This window comes from Mycobacterium montefiorense (assembly GCF_025823255.1).
Lineage (GTDB): Bacteria > Actinomycetota > Actinomycetes > Mycobacteriales > Mycobacteriaceae > Mycobacterium > Mycobacterium montefiorense.
Map to the genome: position 1 here is coordinate 275,677 of NZ_JACKVL010000017.1, position 23,510 is coordinate 299,186.

Below are 23,510 nucleotides of genomic sequence, written 5' to 3' on the forward strand. Positions count from 1 at the left end.
GAAAGCACACCGCTACTCCGACAAACCGAACTCCACCACCTCGGTGATCGCGTCGACCGCCTCGCTCAGTGCCATGAGCCGGCCGGCCGCCGACGGTGCCGATAGGACGGCGTAGCGGTCGGCCGCACCGATCGGGATACGGCTGGCCAACGTGAACAGGTGCTGTCCCGGGTCGGCTTCTCCCGAACCCAGCAGCGCCTCCCGGTCCGGCAGCACGGCGTCGCGCGCTTGGGCGATCCGCTCGAACAAGGCCATGATCCGGTCTTCGACGTCGAGCAGCTGCGCCTGCGTTACCTCGTCACCCGCCTCGTCCGGCCACGGTCGCGCGACAGCCCGCGGGTAGGGATCGTCGGGCAGCCACTCGGACACCCGAATTCGCTCGCCGGTCCGGCAGCCAATGGAGTACCGGTCCGCGCCCTCGTCGACGCATTCGGTGATTCGGGACAGCACACCGACATCGCATCGCGTATCACCGCCACCGACCTCGCGGCCGCGTGAGATCAGCACCACGCCGAACGGTTCCCCGGTGTCGACGCAGTGCCGCACCAGCGCGACGTAGCGAGGCTCGAAGATACGCAGCGGCAGATCCTGGTTCGGCAAAAACGCCGTCTCCAGCGGAAACATCGCCAGCTCCATCAGATCTCCAGCTCGCCCACCAATGCATCGACGACCGCGCGCAGATCGCCGTCGTGCTCTTCGGCCACTCGCCGCTGCCGCTGGTAGGAACCGCCGTGGCGCGAGATCTCCTCCACCGCAGTGAGTTCGTCGGAACAGTTCAGCAATTTGGCGACCGGCTCCAACCGGTTAAGGAGATCGGCGAGATCATCGGTGACCAGGCGCTCGTTGCTGTCGGCGTCCAGGATGATCACCGCGTCCAGCCCGTAGCGTGCCGCGCGCCACTTGTTCTCCTGGTTGTGCCACGGCGGCATCGTCGGCAACGACTCGTCGGCTTCCAGCCTGCGATCCAGGTCGACCACCAGGCAGTGCGTCAACGCGACCAGCGCGCTCAGCTCACGCAGGTTGGAGACCCCGTCGCAGACTCGCACCTCGATGGTGCCCAGACGCGGCGAAGGCCTGATATCCCAACGGACTTCGTCGACATGGTCGATGATGCCGGTCTTCTTCTGGTCGTAGACGAACCCTTCGAATTCCGGCCAAGTCTGAAACTGGAACGGCAGCCCGGCGGTCGGCAACTGCTGGAACATCATGGCCCGGTTGCTGGCGTATCCGGTGTCCACGCCGGTCCACCACGGGGAGGATGCCGACAGCGCCAGCAGGTGCGGGTAGTACCGAAGCAGCGACGTCATGATCGGCATCACCTTGTGCGCCGAGGAGATCCCGACGTGCACGTGCACGCCCCAGATCAGCATCTGCCGGCCCCACCACTGGGTGCGCTTGATCAGCTCGGCATAGCGGGGAGCGTCGGTCAGCTTCTGGGTGCTCCACTGCGCGAACGGGTGGGCGCCGGCGCAGAACAGCTCCATGCCGCGGTCCCGAACGATCTGGCGTGCGGGGCCCAAGGTTTCGCGGAGATCCTCGATCGCCTGCCCGGTGCACTCGCAGATGCCGCTGACCACCTCAACGGTGTTGCGCAGCAATTCCTTGTGCACACGCGGATTTTCGCCGATTTCGGCGATGACTGAGGTAGCCTCGTTACTCAGGTCGCGGGTTTGTGCGTCGACGAGTGCGAACTCCCATTCGACGCCGAGTGTCGGCCGCGGCGACCGGGCGAAATCGATGTGGGCGAGGGGCCTTTTAGCCGGCACCAATGACACCGCACGCAACTCGCTTGCCGGAGTCACCAGTGCTCATCGTGGTCGCATCCGGACCTGGCGTCCCGTTGGTCTGGCTGTAGCGCTCCGGCGGGATGTTGGCGAAGTTGTCCGCGCCCGCGTGGATGATGATCGCGGTCTTCTCACCCGTCAACAGATCCTCCATGGTGAAGGCATCCGTGGATGTCACCAACGTGCCAACACCGTCCCGACGAACCTGCAGCGAGGTGAGGTCCCCGCTGGCCGGCTCGGTCGAGTGGCCCGGCGCCTGGAAGTGCCCACCGGCCGAGAGGAAGTCGCCGGGCGCACCGCCGGTGGGGCCAACCGAATTGGCTTCGCACTTGCCCACTTTGTGAATGTGCACCCCGTGAAAGCCGGGCGCGATTTCGCCAGCACCGGTTGTCGCGATCGTGATGGTGGCGTAGCCATTGCTGAAGTCGAACTTGGCGGTAGCGACCTGGGTTCCGTCGGGCGCTCTGAGGTGGGTGGTGACGATCGGGTGTCCGGCGCCCTCGCCTTCGGCCCCCGCGGTGCCCGAGGGCGCCGGAGATCCCGTCCAGATGGCCGGCGTGGTGCCCGGGACCGACGACGCGTGCTGGGGCGAGGAGCACGCACTCAGCAACGCGACGCTGGTGGCCGCGGACAGTGCGGACATGGTGACAACGACCTTGCGGTGACCGGCGAGCGTAGGCATAGCGAGAGCCTAACCCGGCTCACGACGCGGAGTCAGCCCGCAACCAAGACGATGACGCCGGGCGGTTCGCCGCTGAGCGCGGGGATACGCGGTTCGACGGGCGCGTTCAAGTTCTTGCCCACCGCGTCCGCGGTGGCGTGCTCACCGTCGGCGTCGGTGAAGTAGACCGTTGTGACCGTCACATCGGGTAGCGAGAGGTTCCCGACGTCGACGACCTTGAAGCCGCCGGCCTTCAGTTGGTCCGCGGCGCGTCCGGCAACGCCGTCCTTGCCGGAGATGTTGAACACATGGATATCTGCGTCGGTCGCCGCGGGCTTCGGGCTCGTCGAGGTCGATGCGGGAGCGCTGGAACTGGTCGCGCTCGAGGCCGCCGAGGCCGAATCGTCGTCGGACTTCCCGGAGGAACTCAGGGCCTGCCACCCGAGCAGCAAGAAGATGACGCCAAGGAACAGCAACACCATCACCATGGCCCGCAGTGGGAGCCCCGTGGAGTCGGGAACGCGCTCTTTCATCGAGCCCTACTGTAGCTAGTCAGGTCACCTCGAAGCCGAGGCGGCGCGCTGCGCGCGCCTTCTGACGGCTGGCACGCAGCCGTCGCAACCGCTTCACCAGCATCGGATCGGCGGCCAGGGCCTCCGGCCGATCCACGAGAGCGTTGAGCACTTGGTAGTAACGCGTCGCCGACATCGAGAACAGCTCTTTGATCGCGTCTTCCTTGACACCGGCGAACTTCCACCACTGACGTTCGAAGGCCAGGATGTCATGTTCGCGTCGGGTCAGCCCATCGGCGATTTCAGCATCGTCCCCCGATCGATTTGCCCGCGCCATGGCGCTGTCCATATCGCTTCCCCTGGACCCTTCCGCCGAATTCCCTGTAGCTCTACTGACATGACTTATATCGGGGCATGTTTCGGCGAATATTGAATCACGCCGCGAACCCTCAAGCGTTCATCCAGACCCGCGAGTCGGCCGATTGCCTTGATTGCTTACTAGGCGACCCCGCCCGCCGGGCATCGTCGCCGGGCTTAAGCTAGCCGACCATGGCAGTCGTACCCATTCGTATCGTGGGCGATCCGGTGTTGCACACCTCGACACAACCGGTGCCCGTCGACGCCGACGGTTCGCTACCGGCGGACCTCGCCGGGTTGATCTCCGACATGTACGACACCATGGACGCCGCCCACGGCGTCGGGTTGGCCGCCAATCAGATCGGACACAGCCTGCGGCTGTTCGTCTACGACTGTGCCGACGATCGCGGAATGACCGAACGCCGCCGCGGTGTGATCATCAACCCCATCCTGGAAACCTCCGAGATACCCGAGACCATGCCCGACCCGGGCGACGACGACGAGGGTTGTCTGTCGGTTCCCGGCGAGTCATTCCCCACCGGGCGCGCGACCTGGGCACGGGTCACGGGTCTGGACGCCGATGGCAAACCGGTCACCATCGAGGGCACCGGGCTGTTCGCCCGGATGTTGCAACACGAGACCGGGCACCTCGATGGATTCCTCTACGTGGACCGCCTGATCGGCCGGCACGCCCGCGCCGCGAAACGTACCGTCAAATCCCACGGCTGGGGCGTACCCGGGCTGTCCTGGACGCCGGGCGAAGGACCGGATCCGTTCGGTCACTGATGGTCTCGTGGCCCGAGCTCGGAACCCGGGTTACGGTTCGCTACCGGCGCCGGCCCGGTTCGGTGCCGCCGCTGACGGATGCGGTTGGCCACCTGTTGGCGGTCGATCCGATGGTCCGGGTGCGGACAAAGACCGGCGCAGTCGTCGAGTTCGCGGCCGCCGACGTGGTGGCGTTGCGGGTGCTGACCGACACGCCGGTGCGCACCTCGGCAATCCGTGCACTCGAGCACGCCGCCGCGGCGGCCGGGGCCGGCTCGGAACAAGCCTGGCTCGACGGCTGGCTGCTGCGGGCCGGGCCCGAAGCCGGCCATGCCGCCAATTCTGCTGTGCCACTGGATATTTCTGCTCAGATCAGCTCCGTCCCGGCGATCGTCGCCTGGTACGGCCGTCGTGGACTGAACCCGTGGCTGGCCATCCCAGACCGCTTGTTGGCGCTGCCGCCAGGCTGGACGAGCGAACACACCGAGCGCGTGCTGGTGCGCGACGTGCGTGAGTTCGCCGCCCATCAGCCCGACCCGTCCATCGCCGGATCGAATCCACCCGCGGGTGCGGCGGTGACAGATGCGCCCGACGGCATTCGGTGGGTGGGACTTTCGGCTCCGTGCGTCTGCGACAGCCGGCAGTGCGAAGCGCTGCTGGCCTGGGGCGCACAGCACGGCGCCACCCGCGGCTATATCGCGGTGCCCGAGCATGATGACGCCGGGCTTGCCGAAGGCCTGGGCTTCCGGCTGCACCACAGCCGTCGCTACTTGCAAGCCCGACCGGACGCCTGGGATACCTTCTAGCCATGCCCGACGGCACTGTTGATGGCGGCGACCCGCTTCACCCGGCTTCGCCGCGCTTGCGATCGCCGGGCATGCGACTCGCGACCTGGAACGTCAACTCGATTCGCACTCGCTTGGACCGCGTCGTCGATTGGCTCGGTCGCGCCGAGGTCGACGTGCTGGCCATGCAAGAGACCAAGTGCTCCGACGGCCAGTTCCCCGCGCTGCCGTTCGCCGAACTCGGCTACGAGGTCGCGCACGTGGGCTTCAATCAGTGGAACGGCGTGGCGATCGCCTCACGCGTGGGCCTGGACAACGTGCAGATCGGATTCGACGGCCAGCCCACCTGGAGCAGCAAGCCGGAGGTGGCCGCCACGGCGGAAGCCCGCGCGCTGGGCGCCACCTGCGGCGGCGTCCGGGTGTGGAGTCTGTACGTGCCCAACGGCCGCGCCCTGGCCGATCCGCACTACACCTACAAGCTGGATTGGCTTGCCGCCCTGCGTGATACGGCGGCAGGCTGGCTGCGCGACGACCCCAGTGCACAGATCGCGATGGTCGGCGACTGGAACGTCGCCCCGACCGACGAAGACGTGTGGAGCACCGAATTCTTCGAAGGCGCCACGCATGTGTCCGAGCCGGAACGCCAAGCGTTCAACGCCATCGTCGACGCGCAATTCAGCGACGTAGTAAGGCCTTTCACCCCAGGCCCCGGGGTCTACACGTATTGGGATTACACCCAGCTCCGGTTTCCGAAAAAGCAAGGCATGCGCATCGACTTCATCCTCGGCTCACCGGCGCTGGCCGGCCGGGTAGCCGCCGCGCAAATCGTGCGAGACGAACGCAAAGGCAAGGCGCCCAGCGATCATGCGCCGGTTTTGGTCGACCTGTTTGCCGAGTGATCCGCGGAAATTCCTGACGCCTTTGCGTTGTCTGGGCGTTTGCGACGTGGCAGCATTTTCCCCTGTTAGGTGCGTGAACAGTATTCGTTGCGGCTGTTAACTCCCCGTTCGGCGGGTATACATGTTGCTACGCGGTTTGCGTCGAGAGCAACCGAGGAACCGGGAGTCATCATGGGTGTCGTCGGAGGGGCAGTCCGCAACCTAGGGAAAACAGTTAATCGCGCGGCAGATGCGGCTACCGCTGCCGCCGGCGCCGTCGGAGGTGCCGCAGTCAACGGAATCGTCGGTGGCGTAACCGGAGCCGCCGAGGGCATCAAGCGCGGCATCAACTCAGGTAGTCATTCGACACCGGCCGCCGCACTGGCCATCGGTGCGCTTGGCTTTGCCGGGCTGGTCGAGTGGCCGGTACTGTTGGCCGTCGGTGGCGGTGCGTTGGTGTTGCGCCGGCTGAATCAGAAGCCACCGGCGCCGGCGAAGGCCAGCCTCAAACCGGTGCCCACCGAGCCGACGTCACAAAAGGCCGCACCGCGAAAATCCGCTGCCAAGTCGCCCGCCAAGAAGACGGCAGGACGTCGGGCGGGCACCGCCGAGTTGCGCAGCACCAACTGACGGCGGTCTGACTCACGCCGACGCGCGCTGCGGCCGCCGGCGCGGCCTTCCTGAACCGTGTGCGGACGGGTCGAGACAGAGCCTTGCTTTCGGCCGCGGAGCTACCCGGGACGAAAACCGTGGATACCTGCGATCGGGCTCGACAATCTCCACGATTCCGACGCGCCACAGAAGCGCATAGAGTTCAAGCAGCGGCACTCTGAGCACCGAAGCAACAGACGAAAATATCGGATCGGCCAGGGAGTCGGTCGTCGACATAGGTCTGACGGTGACCAAGTCACTCGGCGAATTGGGAAACGCTTCGTTACTGAAAGGCAAATGATGGCGGAAAAGAAAGCTCGCCGGGCAACGTCTCAGCGCGATGCGGTGGAGAAAGTTCGCGAAGGCGAAACCTTCGTGGTAAATCTGCCCCTGGTCGGCCAGACCGAGATTCCGCGGCCCGAACAGCTCGCTTACTACGGCGGTCTAGCCGCCCTGGCCGCCCTGGAACTCATCGACTGGCCGGTCGCCCTGGTCATCGCGGCCGGACACGTGCTGGCCAGCAATCACCACAACCGGCTTCTTGAAGAGATCGGCGAAGCGATGGAAGATGTCTAGCGCCGCTAACGGCCGTTGTCGACGTGAATTCGCTCGTGAATCGTCAGCAACAGGTGGTCGACCTGGCTCTGGACGGCCGCTGACATCGGTGGCAGGGTGCTGACCTCGTGGATCAGTTGCTTGGCCAGCGTGCGCAGCTTGATGTTGGTCTCTTGTGAACGCCACTGCAACACCCGGAACGCCTGGTCGGCGCTGACCCGGTAGACGGCCATCATCACGCCCTTGGCCTGCTCGATGGCCGCGCGGTTTTCGAACAGATCCGGCAACGCCTCGTCGAGCACTTCCTGGCGGCTCTCCTGACGCGCTTCGTCGACGCCCGTGAGGTCGATGTAATAGCCGGCCGTCCCCGACACCGCACCCGACGAGTCCACAATCCGATCGGCCACGACGATCGCCTCGTGCACGCCCCCGCTCGTGTCGACAAACCGGTGACGGCTCGAGAACGACTCGCCGGAATGCAATGCGTGGTGGAGCAGATCCCGGACGTGTTGGCGGTCTTCGGGATGCTTGTGCAACAACATCAATTCGGTGGTCGGCGCTACCGTGCCGGGCTCGTAACCGTGCATCCGCGCAACCTCGTCGGACCACTCCCAGCGCTCACCGTCGAACCAGAACCGGAAACTGCCGACGTTCAGGTACGTCAGCGCGGCGTCCCCGGTCACGCTGGTCGGCTGATTCCGCGTCCGGGTGAAGGTCGCGGCGCCCGCTTCCTTGGGATGCTGCACTCGTCCATCATTCCACTCCAGCGTGTTTCCGCCAGTGCGATCCGCTTATCGGGAACCGTTTCAGCGGCCCGACCTGGGCGATGTCTTCGCAATCTGGACGGCTTCTGCGCCCGTGCGGCGCAGCAGGGCCGTCGTGGGAGTAACGTCGCGTGCGGGCGTTTTTAGCCACCCAAAAATAAAAACCGCGGGAGCGCACGCCGAGTGTGCTGAGAGGACGGCTTGGGGCCGTCGACCGTACGAACCTGACCGGGTAATGCCGGCGTAGGGAGATGAAAATGACCGTTACCGTCGAACCATCCGTCACCACCGGACCGATCGCAGGCAGCAGCAAGGCTTACCGCGAAATAGAAAGCCCGGACGGGACCAAACTCCGGGTGCCACTGCGGCGGGTGCACCTGTCCACCGGAGACGACTTCGATCTCTACGACACTTCGGGGCCCTACACCGATCCGGGCGCGACGATCGACCTGGCGGCCGGGCTACCGGGGAGGCCGGGCCTGGTCCGTGACCGCGGCACTCAGCTGCAGCGTGCCCGGGCCGGCGAGATCACCGCGGAGATGGCGTTCATCGCGGCCCGCGAAGGCATGCCCGCCGAGCTGGTGCGCGACGAGGTTGCCCGCGGGCGTGCGGTCATCCCGGCCAACCACAACCACCCCGAGATCGAGCCGATGATCATCGGCAAGGCCTTCGCGACCAAGGTCAACGCCAACATCGGCAACTCGGCGGTGACGTCGTCGATCGCCGAGGAAGTCGACAAGATGGTGTGGGCCACCCGGTGGGGCGCCGACACCATCATGGACCTGTCTACCGGCAAGAACATTCACGAAACCCGCGAGTGGATCATGCGCAACTCACCGGTCCCGGTCGGCACCGTGCCGATCTACCAGGCGCTGGAAAAGACCAAGGGCGACCCGACCGAGCTGAGCTGGGAGCTCTACCGCGACACCGTGATCGAGCAATGCGAGCAGGGTGTGGACTACATGACCGTGCATGCCGGTGTGCTGCTGCGCTACGTCCCGCTGACCGCCAAGCGCGTCACCGGCATCGTGTCCCGCGGCGGCTCCATCATGGCCGCCTGGTGCCTGGCGCACCACCGGGAGTCGTTCCTGTACACCAACTTCGACGAGCTCTGCGAGATTTTTGCCCGCTACGACGTCACCTACTCCCTTGGCGACGGACTGCGACCGGGCTCGATCGCCGACGCCAACGACGCGGCGCAATTCGCCGAGCTGCGGACCCTGGGCGAGCTGACCAAGATCGCAAAATCCCATGGCGTGCAGGTGATGATCGAGGGCCCGGGACACGTTCCGATGCACAAGATCGTCGAGAACGTGCGACTGGAAGAGGAGTGGTGCGAGGAGGCCCCGTTCTACACGCTGGGCCCGCTGGCCACCGACATCGCGCCGGCCTACGACCACATCACCTCGGCGATCGGGGCGGCCATCATCGCCCAGGCCGGTACCGCGATGCTGTGCTATGTGACCCCCAAGGAGCACCTGGGCCTGCCGGACCGCAATGACGTCAAGGTTGGGGTAATCGCCTACAAGATCGCCGCACATGCCGGCGACCTGGCGAAGGGACACGCGCACGCCCAAGATCGCGACAACGCCTTGAGCACGGCGCGTTTCGAGTTCCGCTGGAACGACCAGTTCGCGCTGTCGTTGGATCCCGACACCGCGCGGGAATACCACGACGAGACGCTGCCGGCCGAGCCCGCCAAGACGGCGCACTTCTGCTCGATGTGCGGCCCGAAGTTCTGCTCGATGCGCATCACGCAAGACGTGCGCGACTACGCCGCAAAACACGGACTGGAAACCGAAGAGGACATCGAGGCCATGTTCGCCACCGGGATGGCGGAGAAGTCGGCCGAATTCGCCGACCACGGCAATCGGGTGTATCTGCCGATCACCCAGTGAGCTTCCTGCCGCTGCCACCGCCGGGCACGACGCCGCGTTGCGTGCTGTCCATCGCCGGGTCGGACTCGGGGGGCGGCGCCGGCATCGAAGCCGACATGCGCACCATCGCGATGCTGGGCGTGCACGCGTGCATCGCGGTCACGGCAGTCACCGTACAGAACACGTTGGGAGTCAAGAGCTTTCACGAGGTTCCCGACGATGTCGTCGCCGGCCAGATCGAAGCGGTGGTCACCGACATCGGCATCCAGGCCGCCAAGACCGGGATGTTGGCGTCGCCGCGCATCATCGACACGGTGGCAAGCACCTGGCGCCGGCTCGAGCTGACCGTGCCGCTGGTCGTCGACCCGGTAGCCGCGTCCATGCACGGCGACGCGCTGATGGCGCCGGCGGCGCTGGATTCGCTTCGCAATAAACTGTTTCCGTTGGCCACGCTGGTGACACCGAATCTCGACGAGGTGCGCCTGCTGGTAGGCATCGACGTGGTGGACACCGAATCGCAGCGCGCCGCGGCGAAGACACTCCACGCGCTGGGCCCACGGTGGGTCCTGGTCAAGGGCGGTCACCTGCGGTCGTCGCAACGCAGCTGCGACTTGCTGTATGACGGTACGGACTTCCACGAGTTCGATGCGCAGCGGATCACGACCGGCAACGACCACGGCGGCGGTGACACCCTGGCGGCCGCGATCGCCTGCGCGCTGGCCCACGACCTCACCATGCCCCAGGCCGTCGAGTTCGGGAAGCACTGGGTCACCGAGTGCCTACGTGCCGCCTATCCGCTCGGCCACGGCCACGGCCCGGTCTCCCCGTTGTTTCGGCTGTCATGATTGCCCGCCTTTCCCCCGCACGCGGGTGGTACTTCCACCTCGCTCCGTCCCGGACCGCATCGTCGCCGGGCGCATGAATCTCGACCAGATCGCGGGCATCGCGCATGAACCCGCGGGTAGCCCAAAAGGGATAGTGATACTCACTCACGGCGCCGGAGGAGACCGTGAATCCGAACTGCTGCAACGGATTTGCGACGAGTGGGCGCTGCGCGGCTGGCTGGCGGTGCGCTATAACCTGCCTTACCGGCGCCGCCGGCCCAAAGGGCCGCCTTCGGGCTCAGCGGCAACCGATCGCGCCGGAATCGAAGAGGAAATCACATTGTGCCGCAACCTTTCCGGTGGACCTCTGGTCGCGGGCGGACACTCCTATGGAGGCCGGCAGACGTCGATGGTGGTGGCCGAGACCGACCCGGCGCAGGTCGACGTCTTGACGCTGTTCTCCTATCCGGTCCATCCGCCGGGCAAGCCGGAACGCCCCCGCACCGAACATCTGCCGAATATCCGAGTGCCGACCGTGTTCACGCACGGAACGTCGGACCCGTTCGGCACGCCGGCCGAGCTGCGCGATGCCGCCGCGTTGATCGCCGCACCGACGGAAATCGCCGAAATCGCCGGTGCGCGACACGACTTGCGCTCCAAGACCCTCGACGTGCCCGCGCTCGCCGTCGACGCGGCGTTGCGGCTGTTGCACTGACGCGTTAGGACCCCGGCAGTGTGCACGTGGTGGGCAGCAGCAGAATCGCCGGCCACAGCACAGCGGCTTCGCCGAATGCGGCGGCGTCCGAACCCGTGGGAATCACCTTTTCCCATTCGGCTTGGAGTTCGTGAACCCGATCGGCGTGGAAGAAGGCCCAGAAGAAGCCGATGACCAGGTAGGGCAGGGCGAGCCAGACGGCCAACTCGATCAGCACTTGGACCGACACCCGATGCGCCAGCCCACGCCGAATGCGAGCCATTCCGGCCGCTAACGCTGCCATATGCGTAACGATAGGTGAGACACCGGGAAGGGGTGGGGTGGTTGATCACCAAGCTGCGCCAACTGCTGAACTACGAGATGACGGTGGCCGAGTGGATCGCACTCGCGGTGCTGCTCGGGATTCCCTACTCGATCGTCGGCCTGATCTGGTCATCGACACACACCAACCATCTTCGTGGTATGCAGGGCGCGGACCTGGTGGTGTCGTTTCTCGGCTCGATCGTCTCCTGGCCGGTGCTGATGTTTTCCAATGTCTGCATGACCTGACGCCGATAGCCCTGAGATCGGCTGAGCGCCTGAGTATTTAGGCGGCGATGCCTGGGATAGCCGGCGGTGCAACGGAGTCGATGACAAGGACCACGGCCGGAGCCCCGGAATACCGGTGGTGTTCCATGCTCCCGGTGATAACCGAGAAGATCCCGCCAATGATGCCGAACACGATCAGCACCGCGCCGATAGCTATTCCGGCAATCGCCAACCCGCGCCCGCCTTCACCGGTCTGCTTGATCTTGTTCAGCGCGACGATGCCGAAGATGATGCCCAGGATGGGCCCGATGCCGCAGAGCCAGCCCAACAACGAGCAGACCAACGACGCGATGGCCATGCCATTGGTGCCGACGGCCGGCGGGTAACCGGGACCCGGCGGTGGCGGATAACCCGCTCCCGCAGGGGGTGGGTAGCCCGGGCCCGGTGGCGGCCGATAGCTCGGCCCCGGCGGAGGCGAATACCCTTGCCCCGGCGGGGGATACCCCGAGTCGCCCGGTGGCGGCGGATAGCTTGGCGGTTCTTCCGTCACGGACGCCTCCTCAAATCGAGTGGACCATACTCTACGCTGCGCGTCCTGCCTTGTCGCGAAGGAATTTCGGGGCTCACAAGGGGTAGCGCGAGTAGCACGCGTCCATGTTGCCGGCCACGCCGCCACGGAACGCCGCTATCCGTGTGAAGCCGGCCGGCACGCTGGTCCCGTCCGCATCGCTGGCGACCATGCGATTGGTGAGCAAGCCGGCGACGGCCTCGTCGAGATCACCGGCGGTCAACAACAACTCCTTGTGCGAGGGGGTGTCGATCGGTTCAGCCATCTTCCGGTGCACCAAACCGGTCAGGCACGCGGTCCGTAGCGCGGTCCACGGGCTCTGCATCGGCAGACCGCGTTCATGCTGTGCCGCAAGCGCGTATCTGGACATCACGATCGACAGTGCGGTGTCGTCACCTTGCGGCAAGGTGTGTTGATTCTCGTCGGACACTTTCGCCAACGCCGCCAGCCCGGCCAGGTCGACCATGATGGTGTTGGTGGCCGGGCAGTAGGACGCCGGCGGGCTGGGCTTCGCGTCGGGGCACCCGTCCGTCTTGAACGACAGCGTCGGCGGGTTCTTCGGTGAGAACACCTTGCCCAACAGCTCCATCAGCGTCGACAAGGTGTCTTCGTTGATCGGAACCTCACCCGTCTCCTGCTCGCCGTTCGGATCGGTCTGCAACGCCTTGGGCAGGTCGCCGCGGCGCTGGGCGATTTCCTGCTGGTTGATCCCCGCGCAGGCCGAAGCGCCGCTGATGAAGCCCATCTGGAAGGCACCGACCCGATCCAGGGCGGAGCCGTGCTCGTCGTCGTTCTCGGTGTCGGCATCCATCATCGGGTCACGGGTGGTGATGATCCCGGCTAACACATGGTCGAGCCCGTCGGCGGTACTCAGCGTGAAGCGCGGCGACTTGCCGGCGGCAACCCAATACAGATAGACGCCGGCGAAGCAGTCGGCCTGCTGCTCACGAACGATAGTGGGGTCCTTTTTCGTCACCAGTTTCGCCATCTGCTGCAACGCGTGTCCGAACTCGTGCGCCAGCACACCGGGGACGGACATGTCGCCGAAATAGCGTTGCGCGACAGGCATGAACACCCCGCGATCCCAGGCGATCAGGTTGCAGCGCGACGTGAAAAAGGCGTTGACGAGCTTGTACGTTTCGTTGTGGCAAACGATGGGGCTGCTCGGATCGTTGGAGTCATAAGAGACGAGTTTGGCGACGGGAAGGAAGGTTCCTTTCAGCGACGCGCTATACGTCGATTTCCAGTAGTCCTCAATGTCGTTGACCGACAGCAACGCCAACTTGTCGATCGCCCCGTTGTCAGTGTTGACCACGGTGCCGTCGTTCGCGGGACCGTTCGGGCGCGGCCCACTGGGACCGTTGGTAGCGGGAAGGTCCCCGACATGGAATGGGTCGTTGAGCATCGACAGGGCCCGCCCTTCGAGGACGGTCGTGCACCCCGCTACCACGAGCACCGCCGCTGCACAGGCAATTACCGCCTGAAGCGAACCGGTCACGGTGCGCCGGCGATAGCCGTGGCACCGACGTCGAGTTTGCCCGCGGTTCATCATGACCTACCTCATCCCGACCGGCTGCACGGCAGCATCAAAGGGTTCTCATTCTAGATCCGCTGGATGACTCCGCGGAGCGAAAATGTGAGACCCAGCAAACGCCGCTAGGGTACCCGGGTTCGATGCCGTTTGTCGTGGGGTGGGACGCCGTTGACGCCTGATATCGACTCGGCGTAGCTGCCCACGGCAAATGCCACGCCAGAGCCCATGACGGCCAATGCTTCCCGGTTGATGTTGTCGACCGTGTCCCGCGGGGTCTGGAAGTTGGGATCGAACCCGGCACCGGTCTGACCGCCCCACAGGCGAGCTTGCACAGGGGTTTTCAGCTGGGATGCGCCGGTGCTCATGCCACCGATCGGTACGCCCGCGACCATGAAGGGGTGGTAGTCGGTCCGGGTGCCCAACGGCATGTCGGCGGGCCGCTTGCCCGCCAGATTGAGATAGCCGGACAGCGTGCGCTCGATACCCGCCGACCCCGCGGGCACGTCACCGAACGCAACGCCCTGGCCGGGCGGGCCGGATTGATCGCCGTCGTCGGTGAAGAAGCCGGCGTTCGGCGAACCGAGCAGGTTGAAGTTCAGGTACATCGCGATGTCGTTGAGCTGCTCGTCGTCCAGGCCGAACACGTAATCCATGACGCCGTTGAGGCCGTCCTCGTCGGCTCCCCAGAACACGAAGCGCACCGCGTTGTTCACCGGCGCCAACGGGCCCAGCTGCAGTGCGGTTTCCAGTGTCGCGGCCACGCCGGACCCGTTGTCGTTGATGCCCGGGCCGCTGCGCGGGCCGTCGAGATGAGCACCGACCATGATCACGTCTCGCGGCGAGCCGGTCTTGGTCTGCGCCAGCACGTTTCGGGAGGTGATGTTGAGATTCTCGGCGTCCAGCACCAGCCGTACCGGCGCGGTGGCGTGCGAGAGCACGCTGCCGCCGTAGCTGCCCACGATTGCGACCGGCGTGTTCAGTTGCTTGTAGTAACCGGGGTTGAACAACGTGGGCGGGGCGCCTTGGCCGTTGGACGCGCTGACCACGACCAGCGCCGCCGCTCCCTTGGCCTTCGCGTTGTTCTGCTTGTCGACCACTGAGCAGTGCGCGTCGTCGACGACGGCGATCGCACCCGCGGGCAGCATGGCCGGGTAATCGTTCACCACGCAGCCCGACGGTTGGGTTGGCCGCACCGGTTGGCCGGTGAGGCCACCGGACGGTGTCCGGACCAGCAGCGAGGCCTGCTCCACCGAATAGCTGCTGCCGGCAATCGTCAGCGACGGCTTACCCGGCGACACCGCGTAGAGCCGGTCGAACTGCGGTGTGGCTACTTCAAACCCTTTGCTGCGCAATGCCTTCGCGACATATTCGACGCTGGCGTCGTAGCCTGGCGTCCCCTCTGCCCGGTTTCCTTTGTTGGCGTCGGCGATATCCTGCAGCGCGCGCAGGTGGACGAACATCCCGTCGGCGGTGACCTTTCCAGCCAGCGCCCGTCCGAGGTCAGGCGCGGCACCCGGCGGCCCCTGGCGCGACGACGAGCATGCCGCTGCCAGCCCGATCACCACCAAGCCCGTGCACAGCCGGCGGATCATGGTCTGGTTCATGGCTTTGCGAGCACGTGGCGGGTGCGGTCCCCGATGACGGGAACCCCGTTTCGTCCGGTGATGTCTTGGGCGTACAGAGCCACCGCGTAGGCGACGCCGGCGCCGTTGATGCCCAGCGAGACGCGGTCGATGTGATCGAGGGTGTCGGTCTTCTTGTGGTAGTTGGGATCGAACGGTTCGTCCGCGGTTCCGCCCCACAGTTTGGCTTGGTCGCCGGACTTTTTGGCTTCCGCACCGGAGAATAGGCCACCCGCCGGGATGCCGGCCAGGGTGAAGCCGTTGTAGTCGGAGCGCCCGTCGAACGAAGTGTCCTGCGCGGTCTTACCAGCGGACTTCAGGTAGGCGACCAGCGTGCGCTCGATGCCGGCCGAGCCTTCCGGCACCACCGGCTGACCACGGGTGTCCGCCGACAGGGATTGGTCTCCGTCATAGGTGAAGTAACCGGGGTTGGGCGAGGCGAGCATGTCGAAGTTGAGGTACAACGCAATGTTTTTGAGATCGTCGAGGCTAAGTGATTCGACGTAGTTGCGCGATCCGATCAATCCGAGTTCCTCGGCGCCCCAGAAACCGAAGCGCACCGCGTTGTGCACCTGTGGTGAATTACCCAGCTGCACTGCGGTTTCCAAGATCGCGGCGACGCCAGAGCCATTGTCATTGATACCCGGCCCCTCCGGCACGCTGTCCAGGTGCGCGCCCGCCATCACCACATCGGTGGGCGAGCCCGTCTTGGTCTGCGCGATGATGTTGCGGGCTTTGAAACTCTGACTGCTGGCGTTCAGCTTGATGGTCGCCGGTCCCGGCTGGACGCGCAGCAGCATTCCGACGGACTTGGTGACGCCGACCGCCGGAATCTTCACCTCGGTGTTGGGCCCGAGGGTGCCGCCCATCTGCTCCTCGTCGACGTTGTCGGCAACGATCATCGCCACGGCACCGCGCTGCGCCGCGGCGTCCTCCTTCTGCGCGAACGGGCAGGTACCGCGGTCCACCAAAGCCACCGCGCCCTTGATCGGAATGTTGTCGTAGTCCGATGCCGCACAGCCCAGGCCGTTGCCCGCCGGCACCGTCAGCAGCGGACCGCTTACCCCGTCGGGTCCCGTGCCGAGGCTGAACTCGAGCGCATGCGCTTCGACGGCCGCGCCGGCGACCGTCACTACCGGCTTGTCAGCGTGAAAGACGCGCGCCGAGAACTCGGGGGTTTGCACGTCAAAACCGCTGTGGCGCAACGTGTCCACCACATAGTCGACGCTGGCTTCATAGCCAGTCGTGCCTACCGCCCGGGTGCCATTGTTAGCGTTGGCGATGTCCTGAAGTTTTGTCAGGTGCGCCATCATCGCGTCGGCGGTGACCCTGTTGTGCAAGGTGGTGGCGAATTCGGCCGCGGCGGGGTTGCTCGGCTGCGGGGAGTCAGCCGGCCGATCCGAACAGCCGGTCAACCCGGCGGCGAGGGCGATCGCGGCGAGCATCGCCGCCGGCGTTCGTGATTTGTTCACCATCGCGCCCAAGGTTAGACGCCCTTGGCGCGTCAGCGCACTCGGCTCACCGCGGCATCGCGTCAGACATGCAGCCCGCTGAATGGGGCAACGGGAATGTTGCGCACCACAAACCAAACCGTCACCAACGACAGTGCCACCAAGGCCGCCCAGCGCTGGTGCTGCCAGCTTCTGATCCGCCGGCCGGTCACCCGGCCGTAGGTCCAGACCAGGTACGTCCACACCAACAGCACGACCGCCACCAGGCCCAATGCGTTGAACCTGGCGGCGGCCATCAGATTGCCGTGCAGCAGCGAATACAGCATGCGCAGGCTGCCGCATCCGGGACAGTCGATGCCCAGCAACGCCTTGGTGGGGCATATCGGCAGCGGGCCACCCGGGGTGGTCGGGTCACCCACCCGGGTGGCGGCACAGACCAACGTTGTGGACGCGGCGACCATCAGTGGGGCGCCGAGCCCAAGCGCGATATGCCCCTGGCGCATGACCGCGAGCGTAACCCGCGTTTAGCGCATCCCCACAAGCATTGCCGCCGCGTTCACGTCCGGCGTGCTCATGGCCGCGGCGATCGCGATGATCGCGTAGATGATGACGATGACAACCCAGGCAATGACCGACCAGATCGACCACTTCCGGGCGCTGGCGGACGCCGCCTGAGCCTCCGCGTGCAGGCCCTGCGTCCACAATCCATTGACCGAGGCGGCCTTCACGATCGCGACGATCCCGGTGATGGGGAAGCAGAACAACGTCGCCAGGATGGCCCACACCAAATAGTTATTCGGTGCTTGCCCAGCAGGCTGCTGCGGCGGGTAACCCGGAGGTGGCGGTTGTGCAGTCATGGATTCTCCAGTCACGAGAAGTTAGCTGGCGTGAAGCGGTGCTCACCCTACCCGAGCTGAGTCGCGACGGCACTAAGTACGCAAAAATCAGTTGGACGAAATCCTCGACATCGCCATCGCCGCAGCGGCGCTCCCCATCGCCGGTTCATCCGGGACGCGGACATGCCGACGAAATACATTGTGTGGGTTCCACTTCCGTTGCCAATAGGCGATTCCCCGGTCAACAACGATTGATGCCCAGGAAGACAATGTCCGGCGGAATGTATTACAGAGCCACGACATAGCCCTACGATTCGGGTAGCACACGGCTGCTCCGACAACTGTAAGGAGTCGTTGGATGTTCCCTCTGACCAATGCGCTGCACACCGCGACGGCCGCGGTGCTTGCGGGCGGCTTCGCGTTTGTGGGAGCCGCGACGGCGACGGCAGACCCCAACGCCGGCAGCGCCGCGGATATCAACACCTTGGCCGCCTCGCTGTCGAAGGGATATGGCCTCAACAACTGCACCGCCCAGTCGGTTCCCAGCGATGCGTTGGCCTACCTGCAATGCGGGCAGAGCCCCGATCCGAGCGGGCCGGTACTGGCCAAGTATTTCCTTTTCGGCAATGGCGGCAATCTGGTCAGCTCGTTCAAGGCCGTCATCGGGGGTGACAGCCTGAGCAACTGCGGCGATGCTTCCTCACCCACTCCATGGCACCAAGGCAGTTCCACCACCAACGCGGGATCGGTGGCGTGCGGGACTTTTCAGAGCCATGCCGAAATCATCTGGACCAATGACGCCAAAAACATGCTGGGCCTGATCCGCGCCTCCGGCAGCGACGTCCCGTCGCTCTACCAATGGTGGCGAAACAACGGCTGACGTTTCGAAGTTGGGCCCCAATGGGTTCCACGCTCAAGTTGAGGGAGAAATAGTGCCGGTGTAAATGGTATGCGCCGGAACGGGTTGCATAGCCGTGGTTTAGCCCTACGATAATCCTGGCAAAGACAAATGACGTCTGCGCAGCCTTCTGGGCGGTTACCCGAATGTCAGGAGTCGAGGATGTCTTACCCGACCAAAACCCTGCGCGCCGCGGCGGCCGCAGTGATCACGGCCAGTTTTTTCTGCGTCGGTACTGGCACCGCGACGGCAGACAACAACGCCACACTCTTAAGCGCACTCTCGAAGGGCTACAGCACCAGCAATTGCTCGTCGCAGGCGGTGTCCGAAGTACAAGGCTCCTTTACCGCCACCGTGGTCGCGGTGCTGCAGTGTGGGCAAAGCGCCGACTCCACCGGTCCGATGGGCGGCAAGTACTTCCTGTTCGCCAACAGCGCCGACACAGCAAGCTCGTTCACCAAGCTCATTAGCAGCGACACCCTTACCAACTGCGGAGACGCCAAGTCGCCCACCACATGGCACCAGGGCAGTTCCGACTCGGCCGGACAAGTTGCGTGCGGGACGGATTCGGGCCAGGCCGAGGTGCTCTGGACGGTCGATTCCAAGAACGTGCTGGCCTTCGTCCGCGCGTCCAACGGCGACACGGCGTCCCTGTACAAGTGGTGGCAGTCCAACGGCTGATCGTCAGAGCTGAGCTGACACCAACTCCGCGACCGCACGCATCCCCGCGCCGTTGGGATGTAGCGGTGCTGGCCGACCTGGCAGCGGCACAACATATTTGGCCGGAATAGTCGTCCACGGCTCGGCCGACCACGCGTGGTGATCGCGGCTGGCCGCGCCAGCGCCGATGACCTCGCAGCCGGTTGCCACTGCCGCGTCGGCGGTGAGTCGCTCCAGGGTGGTCGCCAGGTGGCGGCCCAGGTCGGCATCCGCATCCGAAATCGGATCTGCGGGCGAGCCCGCGGGCGGCAGTATCGTCAGGTAGTCGACCAAGAAGACCCGTGCGCGTGGAGCGCGCTCGCGGACCGCTTTTCCTACCGCACATAAGGAATCGGATAGTTCGGCCAGTGCCTGCTCGCGCGCGTCGCGGTCCAGCAGCTCGGTTATTCGCGCGCCCAGCAACGGTAGCCGCCGGGCCGGCCGCGGCAATGCCGCAGCCATCAGCAGCGGAACGTAGCCCACGTCGTTGCCGCCGATCGTGACGGTGACCAAGTCCTCCGAGCCGTCCAGCGCGGTGATCTGGGGCGGCGCATTGTGCTGGCGATCGGCCAGGAGATGGGCGGTGGTCGCACCGGAAAACGTGACGTCGACCAGTTCGAAGTTCATCCGTTCGGCGACCAGATGGGCGTAGTTGCGGGCCGACCGGCCCGACCAGCGGGGAGCGTCGGGGGCGTGCGGCTGGATCCCGGGGCCGGCAGCCATCGAACTTCCGAGCGCTACATACCGTTTCATCGGTCGGGGCTGGATGCCTGCGCCCAGAAGCGTTTCGGGATTCTCCCGGCACGTCGCGCAAGATAGCCGGCGGTCACCGCGGCAGCCATCGCTGCGGCCATCGCGGGCGGATCGGTGGCCCGGGTCACCGCGCTGGCCAAAAGCACCGCGTCACAACCCAATTCCATCGCCAACGCAGCGTCACTGGCGGTGCCGATGCCGGCGTCGAGAATCACCGGAACGCCGGCCCGAGCGACGATCATCTCGATGTTGTGCGGGTTGGTGATGCCCAAGCCGGTTCCAATCGGCGAGCCCAACGGCATCACCGCCGCGCAACCGGCGTCCTCCAGTCGGCGCGCCAGCGCCGGGTCGTCGTTGGTATAGGGCAACACGACGAATCCGTCATCGACCAGTTGTTCTGCTGCCCGGACCAATTCGACCGCATCGGGCAGCAGTGTGCGTTCGTCGGCGATCACTTCGAGTTTGACCCAGTTGGTATTGAGTGCCTCGCGGGCCAGCTGGGCGGTGAGTACCGCTTCGGCCGCGCCGCGGCACCCGGCGGTGTTGGGCAGCGGCGTGATACCCAGCCGGTTGAGCAGGTCCAGCAACCCGGTACCGCCCTCGGCGTCGACCCGGCGCATCGCGACGGTGGTCAGCTCGGTGCCCGAGGCGGTCAGCGCCTCCTGCAGTACCGCCAGACTCGTCGCTCCACCGGTTCCCATGATCAGCCGCGAGGTGAAGCTGCGGTCGGCGATCGTTAACTTGGAATCAACCACCTTGCACCGCCGTCACTATCTCGAGCCGAGCACCGTCGAAAAGCTTTGTGGTCCAACTGGACCGTGGCAGCACGGCGTCGTCCATCGCCACCGCGATGCCGCGTTCGGGAAAGCCCAGCGACTCCAGCAGCCCGGCGACGGTGGTCTGCCCGTCGACCTCGACCGCACTTTCGTTGACTACCACCATCATCAGCGGACTCCTACCGGAACAAGTTCGGACACAATCTGTTCGGCGGTCCACGGCGCCAGCAGAAAGCCCGACCGACCGTGCCCCGCGGCGACCAGAGTTCGCTCGTCCAGACGTTGCACCAGGGGCAGGTTGTCCGGGGTCATCGGCCGCAGCCCGGCGGCGCACTCGGCGAGCTCGTACTCGCCCAGCGCCGGCAGCACCGCACACGCGTCGTCGAGCAGGTCACGTACGCCGGACACCACCGGGGCCGTATCGCGGCCATGCTCGTACTGCGTCGCTCCGACCACCACCCCGTCCGTCCGCGGCACCACGTACACCTGACGCCCGTGCACCCTTGCGCGAATCACACGCTGCAGCAATGGCATACAGCCCTTTCGCCAGCGCAGCCGCAGCACTTCGCCCTTCACCGGGCGCAGAGGCAGGCCCGGCCACAGCGCCGGCGCGTCAATGCCGTTGGCGATCACCACCGCATCGCCGGAGACCCTGGACAGGTCATGCGCCGGTGGTGCCCACTGAACTCCGAGCCGTTCGCATTCGGCCGCCAGCGCGTCGAGGACCGCGCGGTTGTCCACGGCGAGTTCGGTGGGCGCCCGGAAGCCATGTCGGATGCCTTGCGCCAGAAGGGGTTCGACGTCACGCGCGGCCGGCTCCCACACCACCGGATGCCCCTGGCCGGCCAGCCAATCCGCGACCGTGCGCAGGTCGGCGACGTCGGCCCGGTCGACGGCCACCACCAGGGACTCCCGGGCGGTGACCACCTTGGGCGGCAGCCCATCCAGGTAACCGCCCTGGTGCCATAGTCGCAGCGACTCCAGGCCCAGCCGCAGTAGGCGTTCTTCGCCGGGCCAGCCTTCGCTGTGCGGGGCGAGCATGCCACCGGCGACCCAGGACGCGCCCTGCTCGCCGGTGCGGTGCACCCGCACCGACCATCCGGCCTGCGCGGCGCGGCGCGCCACTGACAGCCCGATCACTCCCCCACCGATGACGGCCAAACACCCCGCCGGTGGGCCCAACGCGTTCGTAGGCATCCTTGGCCTCCCTTCGCCGGCATGATCCGGATCAGGTGTGACGGTAAGGACAGCTCCGGTTGGTCCGGCTGTGCCCACTCTCAGCCCCGCAGAGCGCTCGGGACTCCCGTGTCTTAGTTGTTCGTGTTCTACGCTAGCGCGCTAGCGTCGCGGTGTGCACGATCCTGTTACCCGACTTAGCACCGCCAGGCTCTATCTGTGTACCGATGCGCGCCGCGAGCGCGGTGATTTGGCCCAGTTTGCCGATGCCGCGCTGGCCGGTGGGGTGGACATCATCCAGCTTCGCGACAAGGGATCGGCCGGTGAACAGCGCTTCGGCCCGCTGGAGGCCCGCGACGAGCTGGCCGCCTGCGAGATCCTCGCGGACGCGGCCCGTCGGCACGGCGCGCTGTTCGCGGTCAACGACCGCGCCGACATTGCCCGGGTCGCCGGCGCCGACGTGCTGCACCTGGGACAGGGCGACCTGCCGCCGGCCGTGGCCCGCGAGATCACCGGGCCGGACACGCTGATCGGCCTGTCCAGCCACGATTCCGACCAGGCAGCCGCGGCGGCTAGCGGGACAGCCGACTACTTCTGCGTCGGCCCGTGCTGGCCGACACCCACCAAACCTGGCCGCACCGCCCCGGGCCTGAGCCTGGTCCGCGCGGCCACCTCCCTTGCGACCGGCAAGCCGTGGTTCGCGATCGGCGGCATCGACGCGCAACGGCTGCCCGAAGTGCTCGAGGCCGGCGCCCGGCGAATCGTGGTGGTGCGCGCGATCACCGCGGCCGAAGACCCGCGGGCCGCGGCCGGCCGGCTCAGGTCAGCGCTTGTAGCAGCGAGCTGATGCGGGGACTCAGTTGCGACGGCGCCTGGTCCGCATCACCCGGCATGCACCAGACGAATACCCCGGTCTCGATCTCCAGGGTCCGCGGCAGGTGCTGGCGCCGTTCGTCGCCCTGCCCCAGCGGAACCAGCGCCGGGGCGGTGCGCAGCCGCTCCCAGCTGGCGGCGAAACCCGGATGCAGCGGCAAATCGACCACCTCGTCCTCGGCGACCCAGCGCATTTCGGCGCTTTCCCGGTTGGGCACCGTGTGCAGCAACTCGCCGGCGTCGGCGACGACGGTGGTGTAGGTCCAGTGCGTACCGGCGAGCCCGGCAACCTCGGCGGTGACCACGGTCGCCCGCACCGCGAGGCGCTCGGCGAGTAGACCGGCCTCTTCGTGCGCTTCGCGAACGGCCGTCTCCTCCGGGGTTTCGTGGCTATCCCGGGCACCGCCCGGCAATCCCCAGGTGCCGCCCTGATGACTCCACACGGCACGGTGCTGCAGCAGCACCGCGGGGGTACCGTCGGGGCGTGGGGCTCGCAGCAGCAAACCGGCGGCGCCGAATCGACCCCAGTAATGGGCGCCGCCGTCGGATATCACCCATCCGTCACCGTCGCCATGCACGCGTTCAGGATATGCAGGCGATCACCGAAATTGGGTCCGCCTCCCCCCATCTGCCCCGACATTCTCTTAGAATTCGCTTATACACGTTCG

The 23,510-nt window shown here is 66.1% G+C and carries 31 protein-coding genes and 1 riboswitch; of the genes, 12 read left to right on the plus strand and 19 right to left on the minus strand.

What is annotated here, in order from left to right:
- Positions 1 to 12: 12 nt before the first annotated feature.
- From H7K34_RS21250 to H7K34_RS21270, 5 genes are read right to left on the minus strand one after another with little or no spacing between them, the layout of a single operon-like run.
- Positions 13 to 636: an LON peptidase substrate-binding domain-containing protein gene (locus tag H7K34_RS21250; protein ID WP_264064017.1), complete on the minus strand. Its 624-nt coding sequence runs from the start codon at positions 634 to 636 to the stop codon at positions 13 to 15.
- Positions 636 to 1,766 (minus strand): glutamate--cysteine ligase, encoded by a 1,131-nt coding sequence (locus H7K34_RS21255; RefSeq protein ID WP_108926020.1) that lies wholly within the window; start codon positions 1,764 to 1,766, stop codon positions 636 to 638. Before H7K34_RS21255 ends, H7K34_RS21250 begins: the two co-directional genes overlap by 1 nt.
- Positions 1,756 to 2,466 (minus strand): superoxide dismutase[Cu-Zn], encoded by a 711-nt coding sequence (sodC, locus tag H7K34_RS21260; protein ID WP_264064018.1) that lies wholly within the window; start codon positions 2,464 to 2,466, stop codon positions 1,756 to 1,758. Before sodC ends, H7K34_RS21255 begins: the two co-directional genes overlap by 11 nt.
- 32 nt (positions 2,467 to 2,498) lie before the next feature.
- Complete coding sequence (locus tag H7K34_RS21265; RefSeq protein ID WP_108926018.1) at positions 2,499 to 2,978, minus strand: LytR C-terminal domain-containing protein; 480 nt, start codon at positions 2,976 to 2,978, stop codon at positions 2,499 to 2,501.
- A gap of 19 nt (positions 2,979 to 2,997) precedes the next feature.
- Positions 2,998 to 3,306, minus strand: a complete 309-nt coding sequence (locus tag H7K34_RS21270) for a DUF3263 domain-containing protein (protein WP_003873790.1) — start codon at positions 3,304 to 3,306, stop codon at positions 2,998 to 3,000.
- Between the two features lie 200 nt (positions 3,307 to 3,506).
- Between H7K34_RS21270 and H7K34_RS21275 the strand changes: the two genes are divergently transcribed.
- From H7K34_RS21275 to H7K34_RS21290, 4 genes are all read left to right on the plus strand, one after another.
- Positions 3,507 to 4,100: a peptide deformylase gene (locus tag H7K34_RS21275; RefSeq protein WP_108926017.1), complete on the plus strand. Its 594-nt coding sequence runs from the start codon at positions 3,507 to 3,509 to the stop codon at positions 4,098 to 4,100.
- Positions 4,100 to 4,885: a GNAT family N-acetyltransferase, cg3035/Rv0428c family gene (locus H7K34_RS21280; RefSeq protein WP_264064019.1), complete on the plus strand. Its 786-nt coding sequence runs from the start codon at positions 4,100 to 4,102 to the stop codon at positions 4,883 to 4,885. The genes H7K34_RS21275 and H7K34_RS21280 overlap by 1 nt, the downstream gene beginning before the upstream one ends.
- 71 nt (positions 4,886 to 4,956) lie before the next feature.
- A complete protein-coding gene (locus H7K34_RS21285; protein WP_264064820.1) occupies positions 4,957 to 5,763 on the plus strand; it encodes an exodeoxyribonuclease III in 807 nt (268 codons plus the stop codon).
- Positions 5,764 to 5,934: 171 nt separating this feature from the next.
- Positions 5,935 to 6,372 carry a hypothetical protein gene (locus H7K34_RS21290; protein ID WP_264064020.1) on the plus strand — a complete coding sequence of 146 codons (438 nt, stop codon included), beginning with the start codon at positions 5,935 to 5,937 and terminating at the stop codon, positions 6,370 to 6,372.
- Between the two features lie 12 nt (positions 6,373 to 6,384).
- Here the strand turns inward: H7K34_RS21290 and H7K34_RS21295 are convergent, their stop codons facing one another.
- On the minus strand, positions 6,385 to 6,630 hold the full coding sequence (locus H7K34_RS21295; protein ID WP_264064021.1) for an Rv1535 domain-containing protein: 246 nt from the start codon (positions 6,628 to 6,630) through the stop codon (positions 6,385 to 6,387).
- 63 nt (positions 6,631 to 6,693) lie between these two features.
- On the opposite strand from H7K34_RS21295, the gene H7K34_RS21300 reads away from it, so the two are divergent.
- Positions 6,694 to 6,969, plus strand: coding sequence for a hypothetical protein (locus H7K34_RS21300; RefSeq protein ID WP_264064821.1), 276 nt, complete (start codon positions 6,694 to 6,696; stop codon positions 6,967 to 6,969).
- Positions 6,970 to 6,974: 5 nt separating this feature from the next.
- Here the strand turns inward: H7K34_RS21300 and H7K34_RS21305 are convergent, their stop codons facing one another.
- Positions 6,975 to 7,631 (minus strand): PAS and ANTAR domain-containing protein, encoded by a 657-nt coding sequence (locus H7K34_RS21305; RefSeq protein ID WP_264064822.1) that lies wholly within the window; start codon positions 7,629 to 7,631, stop codon positions 6,975 to 6,977.
- Between the two features lie 237 nt (positions 7,632 to 7,868).
- Positions 7,869 to 7,979, plus strand: a riboswitch (TPP riboswitch).
- On the opposite strand from H7K34_RS21305, the gene thiC reads away from it, so the two are divergent.
- The 3 genes from thiC to H7K34_RS21320 all read left to right on the plus strand — a co-directional run bounded on the left by thiC (position 7,970) and on the right by H7K34_RS21320 (position 11,128).
- Entirely contained in the window at positions 7,970 to 9,610 is a 1,641-nt protein-coding gene (gene thiC / locus H7K34_RS21310; RefSeq protein ID WP_264064022.1) for a phosphomethylpyrimidine synthase ThiC, read from the plus strand. Its footprint overlaps the riboswitch before it by 10 nt.
- Complete coding sequence (gene thiD, locus H7K34_RS21315) at positions 9,607 to 10,434, plus strand: bifunctional hydroxymethylpyrimidine kinase/phosphomethylpyrimidine kinase (protein ID WP_264064023.1); 828 nt, start codon at positions 9,607 to 9,609, stop codon at positions 10,432 to 10,434. Before thiC ends, thiD begins: the two co-directional genes overlap by 4 nt.
- Before the next feature lie 73 nt (positions 10,435 to 10,507).
- A complete protein-coding gene (locus H7K34_RS21320; protein WP_264064024.1) occupies positions 10,508 to 11,128 on the plus strand; it encodes an alpha/beta hydrolase family protein in 621 nt (206 codons plus the stop codon).
- 4 nt (positions 11,129 to 11,132) lie between these two features.
- Here the strand turns inward: H7K34_RS21320 and H7K34_RS21325 are convergent, their stop codons facing one another.
- Positions 11,133 to 11,411 carry a hypothetical protein gene (locus H7K34_RS21325; RefSeq protein ID WP_264064025.1) on the minus strand — a complete coding sequence of 93 codons (279 nt, stop codon included), beginning with the start codon at positions 11,409 to 11,411 and terminating at the stop codon, positions 11,133 to 11,135.
- Between the two features lie 77 nt (positions 11,412 to 11,488).
- Here H7K34_RS21325 and H7K34_RS21330 point away from each other — a divergent pair, with 77 nt between their 5' ends.
- Positions 11,489 to 11,677, plus strand: a complete 189-nt coding sequence (locus H7K34_RS21330) for a hypothetical protein (protein ID WP_372510866.1) — start codon at positions 11,489 to 11,491, stop codon at positions 11,675 to 11,677.
- Positions 11,678 to 11,714: 37 nt separating this feature from the next.
- Here the strand turns inward: H7K34_RS21330 and H7K34_RS26815 are convergent, their stop codons facing one another.
- The 6 genes from H7K34_RS26815 to H7K34_RS21360 all read right to left on the minus strand — a co-directional run bounded on the left by H7K34_RS26815 (position 11,715) and on the right by H7K34_RS21360 (position 17,688).
- The gene (locus tag H7K34_RS26815; protein WP_264064026.1) at positions 11,715 to 12,206 is read right to left on the minus strand and encodes a DUF4190 domain-containing protein; all 492 of its coding nucleotides are present in this window, start codon (positions 12,204 to 12,206) and stop codon (positions 11,715 to 11,717) included.
- Positions 12,207 to 12,279: 73 nt separating this feature from the next.
- Positions 12,280 to 13,776, minus strand: a complete 1,497-nt coding sequence (locus tag H7K34_RS21340) for a neutral zinc metallopeptidase (protein WP_372510832.1) — start codon at positions 13,774 to 13,776, stop codon at positions 12,280 to 12,282.
- 104 nt (positions 13,777 to 13,880) lie between these two features.
- A complete protein-coding gene (locus H7K34_RS21345) occupies positions 13,881 to 15,350 on the minus strand; it encodes a M28 family peptidase (RefSeq protein ID WP_264064824.1) in 1,470 nt (489 codons plus the stop codon).
- 8 nt (positions 15,351 to 15,358) lie between these two features.
- Positions 15,359 to 16,855 carry a M28 family metallopeptidase gene (locus tag H7K34_RS21350; RefSeq protein ID WP_264064027.1) on the minus strand — a complete coding sequence of 499 codons (1,497 nt, stop codon included), beginning with the start codon at positions 16,853 to 16,855 and terminating at the stop codon, positions 15,359 to 15,361.
- Positions 16,856 to 16,914: 59 nt separating this feature from the next.
- Entirely contained in the window at positions 16,915 to 17,334 is a 420-nt protein-coding gene (locus H7K34_RS21355; protein WP_264064028.1) for a DUF2752 domain-containing protein, read from the minus strand.
- A 21-nt stretch (positions 17,335 to 17,355) separates the two neighbouring features.
- On the minus strand, positions 17,356 to 17,688 hold the full coding sequence (locus H7K34_RS21360; protein WP_108926006.1) for a CD225/dispanin family protein: 333 nt from the start codon (positions 17,686 to 17,688) through the stop codon (positions 17,356 to 17,358).
- Positions 17,689 to 18,025: 337 nt separating this feature from the next.
- Between H7K34_RS21360 and H7K34_RS21365 the strand changes: the two genes are divergently transcribed.
- Together H7K34_RS21365 and H7K34_RS21370 are read left to right on the plus strand one after the other, a co-directional pair.
- The gene (locus H7K34_RS21365; protein WP_264064030.1) at positions 18,026 to 18,547 is read left to right on the plus strand and encodes a serine/threonine protein kinase; all 522 of its coding nucleotides are present in this window, start codon (positions 18,026 to 18,028) and stop codon (positions 18,545 to 18,547) included.
- A 180-nt stretch (positions 18,548 to 18,727) separates the two neighbouring features.
- A complete protein-coding gene (locus H7K34_RS21370) occupies positions 18,728 to 19,246 on the plus strand; it encodes a serine/threonine protein kinase (RefSeq protein WP_108926004.1) in 519 nt (172 codons plus the stop codon).
- Between the two features lie 3 nt (positions 19,247 to 19,249).
- Here the strand turns inward: H7K34_RS21370 and H7K34_RS21375 are convergent, their stop codons facing one another.
- From H7K34_RS21375 to thiO, 4 genes are read right to left on the minus strand one after another with little or no spacing between them, the layout of a single operon-like run.
- On the minus strand, positions 19,250 to 20,017 hold the full coding sequence (locus tag H7K34_RS21375; RefSeq protein WP_264064031.1) for an SGNH/GDSL hydrolase family protein: 768 nt from the start codon (positions 20,015 to 20,017) through the stop codon (positions 19,250 to 19,252).
- The gene (gene thiG, locus H7K34_RS21380) at positions 20,014 to 20,772 is read right to left on the minus strand and encodes a thiazole synthase (RefSeq protein WP_264064032.1); all 759 of its coding nucleotides are present in this window, start codon (positions 20,770 to 20,772) and stop codon (positions 20,014 to 20,016) included. The genes H7K34_RS21375 and thiG overlap by 4 nt, the downstream gene beginning before the upstream one ends.
- Positions 20,765 to 20,962 (minus strand): sulfur carrier protein ThiS, encoded by a 198-nt coding sequence (gene thiS, locus H7K34_RS21385; RefSeq protein WP_264064033.1) that lies wholly within the window; start codon positions 20,960 to 20,962, stop codon positions 20,765 to 20,767. Before thiS ends, thiG begins: the two co-directional genes overlap by 8 nt.
- Complete coding sequence (gene thiO, locus H7K34_RS21390; RefSeq protein ID WP_264064034.1) at positions 20,962 to 21,990, minus strand: glycine oxidase ThiO; 1,029 nt, start codon at positions 21,988 to 21,990, stop codon at positions 20,962 to 20,964. Before thiO ends, thiS begins: the two co-directional genes overlap by 1 nt.
- 154 nt (positions 21,991 to 22,144) lie before the next feature.
- Here thiO and thiE point away from each other — a divergent pair, with 154 nt between their 5' ends.
- Entirely contained in the window at positions 22,145 to 22,816 is a 672-nt protein-coding gene (gene thiE, locus H7K34_RS21395; protein WP_264064035.1) for a thiamine phosphate synthase, read from the plus strand.
- Here the strand turns inward: thiE and H7K34_RS21400 are convergent.
- A complete protein-coding gene (locus H7K34_RS21400) occupies positions 22,788 to 23,420 on the minus strand; it encodes an NUDIX hydrolase (protein ID WP_264064036.1) in 633 nt (210 codons plus the stop codon). The two genes, thiE and H7K34_RS21400, sit on opposite strands and share 29 nt — an antisense overlap.
- Between the last annotated feature and the right edge of the window lie 90 nt (positions 23,421 to 23,510).

Excerpts from the sequence above, each read along its gene's own strand:
- thiS (WP_264064033.1), bottom strand. The coding sequence starts at position 20,962 with ATGATGGTGGTAGTCAACGAAAGTGCGGTCGAGGTCGACGGGCAGACC.
- H7K34_RS21340 (WP_372510832.1), bottom strand. The coding sequence starts at position 13,776 with ATGATGAACCGCGGGCAAACTCGACGTCGGTGCCACGGCTATCGCCGG.
- H7K34_RS21270 (WP_003873790.1), bottom strand. The coding sequence starts at position 3,306 with ATGGACAGCGCCATGGCGCGGGCAAATCGATCGGGGGACGATGCTGAA.
- thiC (WP_264064022.1), top strand. The coding sequence starts at position 7,970 with ATGACCGTTACCGTCGAACCATCCGTCACCACCGGACCGATCGCAGGC.
- thiO (WP_264064034.1), bottom strand. The coding sequence starts at position 21,990 with ATGCCTACGAACGCGTTGGGCCCACCGGCGGGGTGTTTGGCCGTCATC.
- H7K34_RS21360 (WP_108926006.1), bottom strand. The coding sequence starts at position 17,688 with ATGACTGCACAACCGCCACCTCCGGGTTACCCGCCGCAGCAGCCTGCT.
- H7K34_RS21365 (WP_264064030.1), top strand. The coding sequence starts at position 18,026 with ATGTTCCCTCTGACCAATGCGCTGCACACCGCGACGGCCGCGGTGCTT.
- H7K34_RS21285 (WP_264064820.1), top strand. The coding sequence starts at position 4,957 with ATGCGACTCGCGACCTGGAACGTCAACTCGATTCGCACTCGCTTGGAC.
- H7K34_RS21290 (WP_264064020.1), top strand. The coding sequence starts at position 5,935 with ATGGGTGTCGTCGGAGGGGCAGTCCGCAACCTAGGGAAAACAGTTAAT.
- H7K34_RS21350 (WP_264064027.1), bottom strand. The coding sequence starts at position 16,855 with ATGGTGAACAAATCACGAACGCCGGCGGCGATGCTCGCCGCGATCGCC.
- sodC (WP_264064018.1), bottom strand. The coding sequence starts at position 2,466 with ATGCCTACGCTCGCCGGTCACCGCAAGGTCGTTGTCACCATGTCCGCA.
- H7K34_RS21345 (WP_264064824.1), bottom strand. The coding sequence starts at position 15,350 with ATGATCCGCCGGCTGTGCACGGGCTTGGTGGTGATCGGGCTGGCAGCG.
- H7K34_RS21370 (WP_108926004.1), top strand. The coding sequence starts at position 18,728 with ATGTCTTACCCGACCAAAACCCTGCGCGCCGCGGCGGCCGCAGTGATC.
- H7K34_RS21325 (WP_264064025.1), bottom strand. The coding sequence starts at position 11,411 with ATGGCAGCGTTAGCGGCCGGAATGGCTCGCATTCGGCGTGGGCTGGCG.
- H7K34_RS21295 (WP_264064021.1), bottom strand. The coding sequence starts at position 6,630 with ATGTCGACGACCGACTCCCTGGCCGATCCGATATTTTCGTCTGTTGCT.
- H7K34_RS21375 (WP_264064031.1), bottom strand. The coding sequence starts at position 20,017 with ATGAAACGGTATGTAGCGCTCGGAAGTTCGATGGCTGCCGGCCCCGGG.
- H7K34_RS21275 (WP_108926017.1), top strand. The coding sequence starts at position 3,507 with ATGGCAGTCGTACCCATTCGTATCGTGGGCGATCCGGTGTTGCACACC.
- H7K34_RS21280 (WP_264064019.1), top strand. The coding sequence starts at position 4,100 with ATGGTCTCGTGGCCCGAGCTCGGAACCCGGGTTACGGTTCGCTACCGG.
- H7K34_RS21250 (WP_264064017.1), bottom strand. The coding sequence starts at position 636 with ATGGAGCTGGCGATGTTTCCGCTGGAGACGGCGTTTTTGCCGAACCAG.
- H7K34_RS21300 (WP_264064821.1), top strand. The coding sequence starts at position 6,694 with ATGGCGGAAAAGAAAGCTCGCCGGGCAACGTCTCAGCGCGATGCGGTG.
- H7K34_RS21265 (WP_108926018.1), bottom strand. The coding sequence starts at position 2,978 with ATGAAAGAGCGCGTTCCCGACTCCACGGGGCTCCCACTGCGGGCCATG.
- H7K34_RS21355 (WP_264064028.1), bottom strand. The coding sequence starts at position 17,334 with ATGCGCCAGGGGCATATCGCGCTTGGGCTCGGCGCCCCACTGATGGTC.
- H7K34_RS21330 (WP_372510866.1), top strand. The coding sequence starts at position 11,489 with ATGACGGTGGCCGAGTGGATCGCACTCGCGGTGCTGCTCGGGATTCCC.
- H7K34_RS21320 (WP_264064024.1), top strand. The coding sequence starts at position 10,508 with ATGAATCTCGACCAGATCGCGGGCATCGCGCATGAACCCGCGGGTAGC.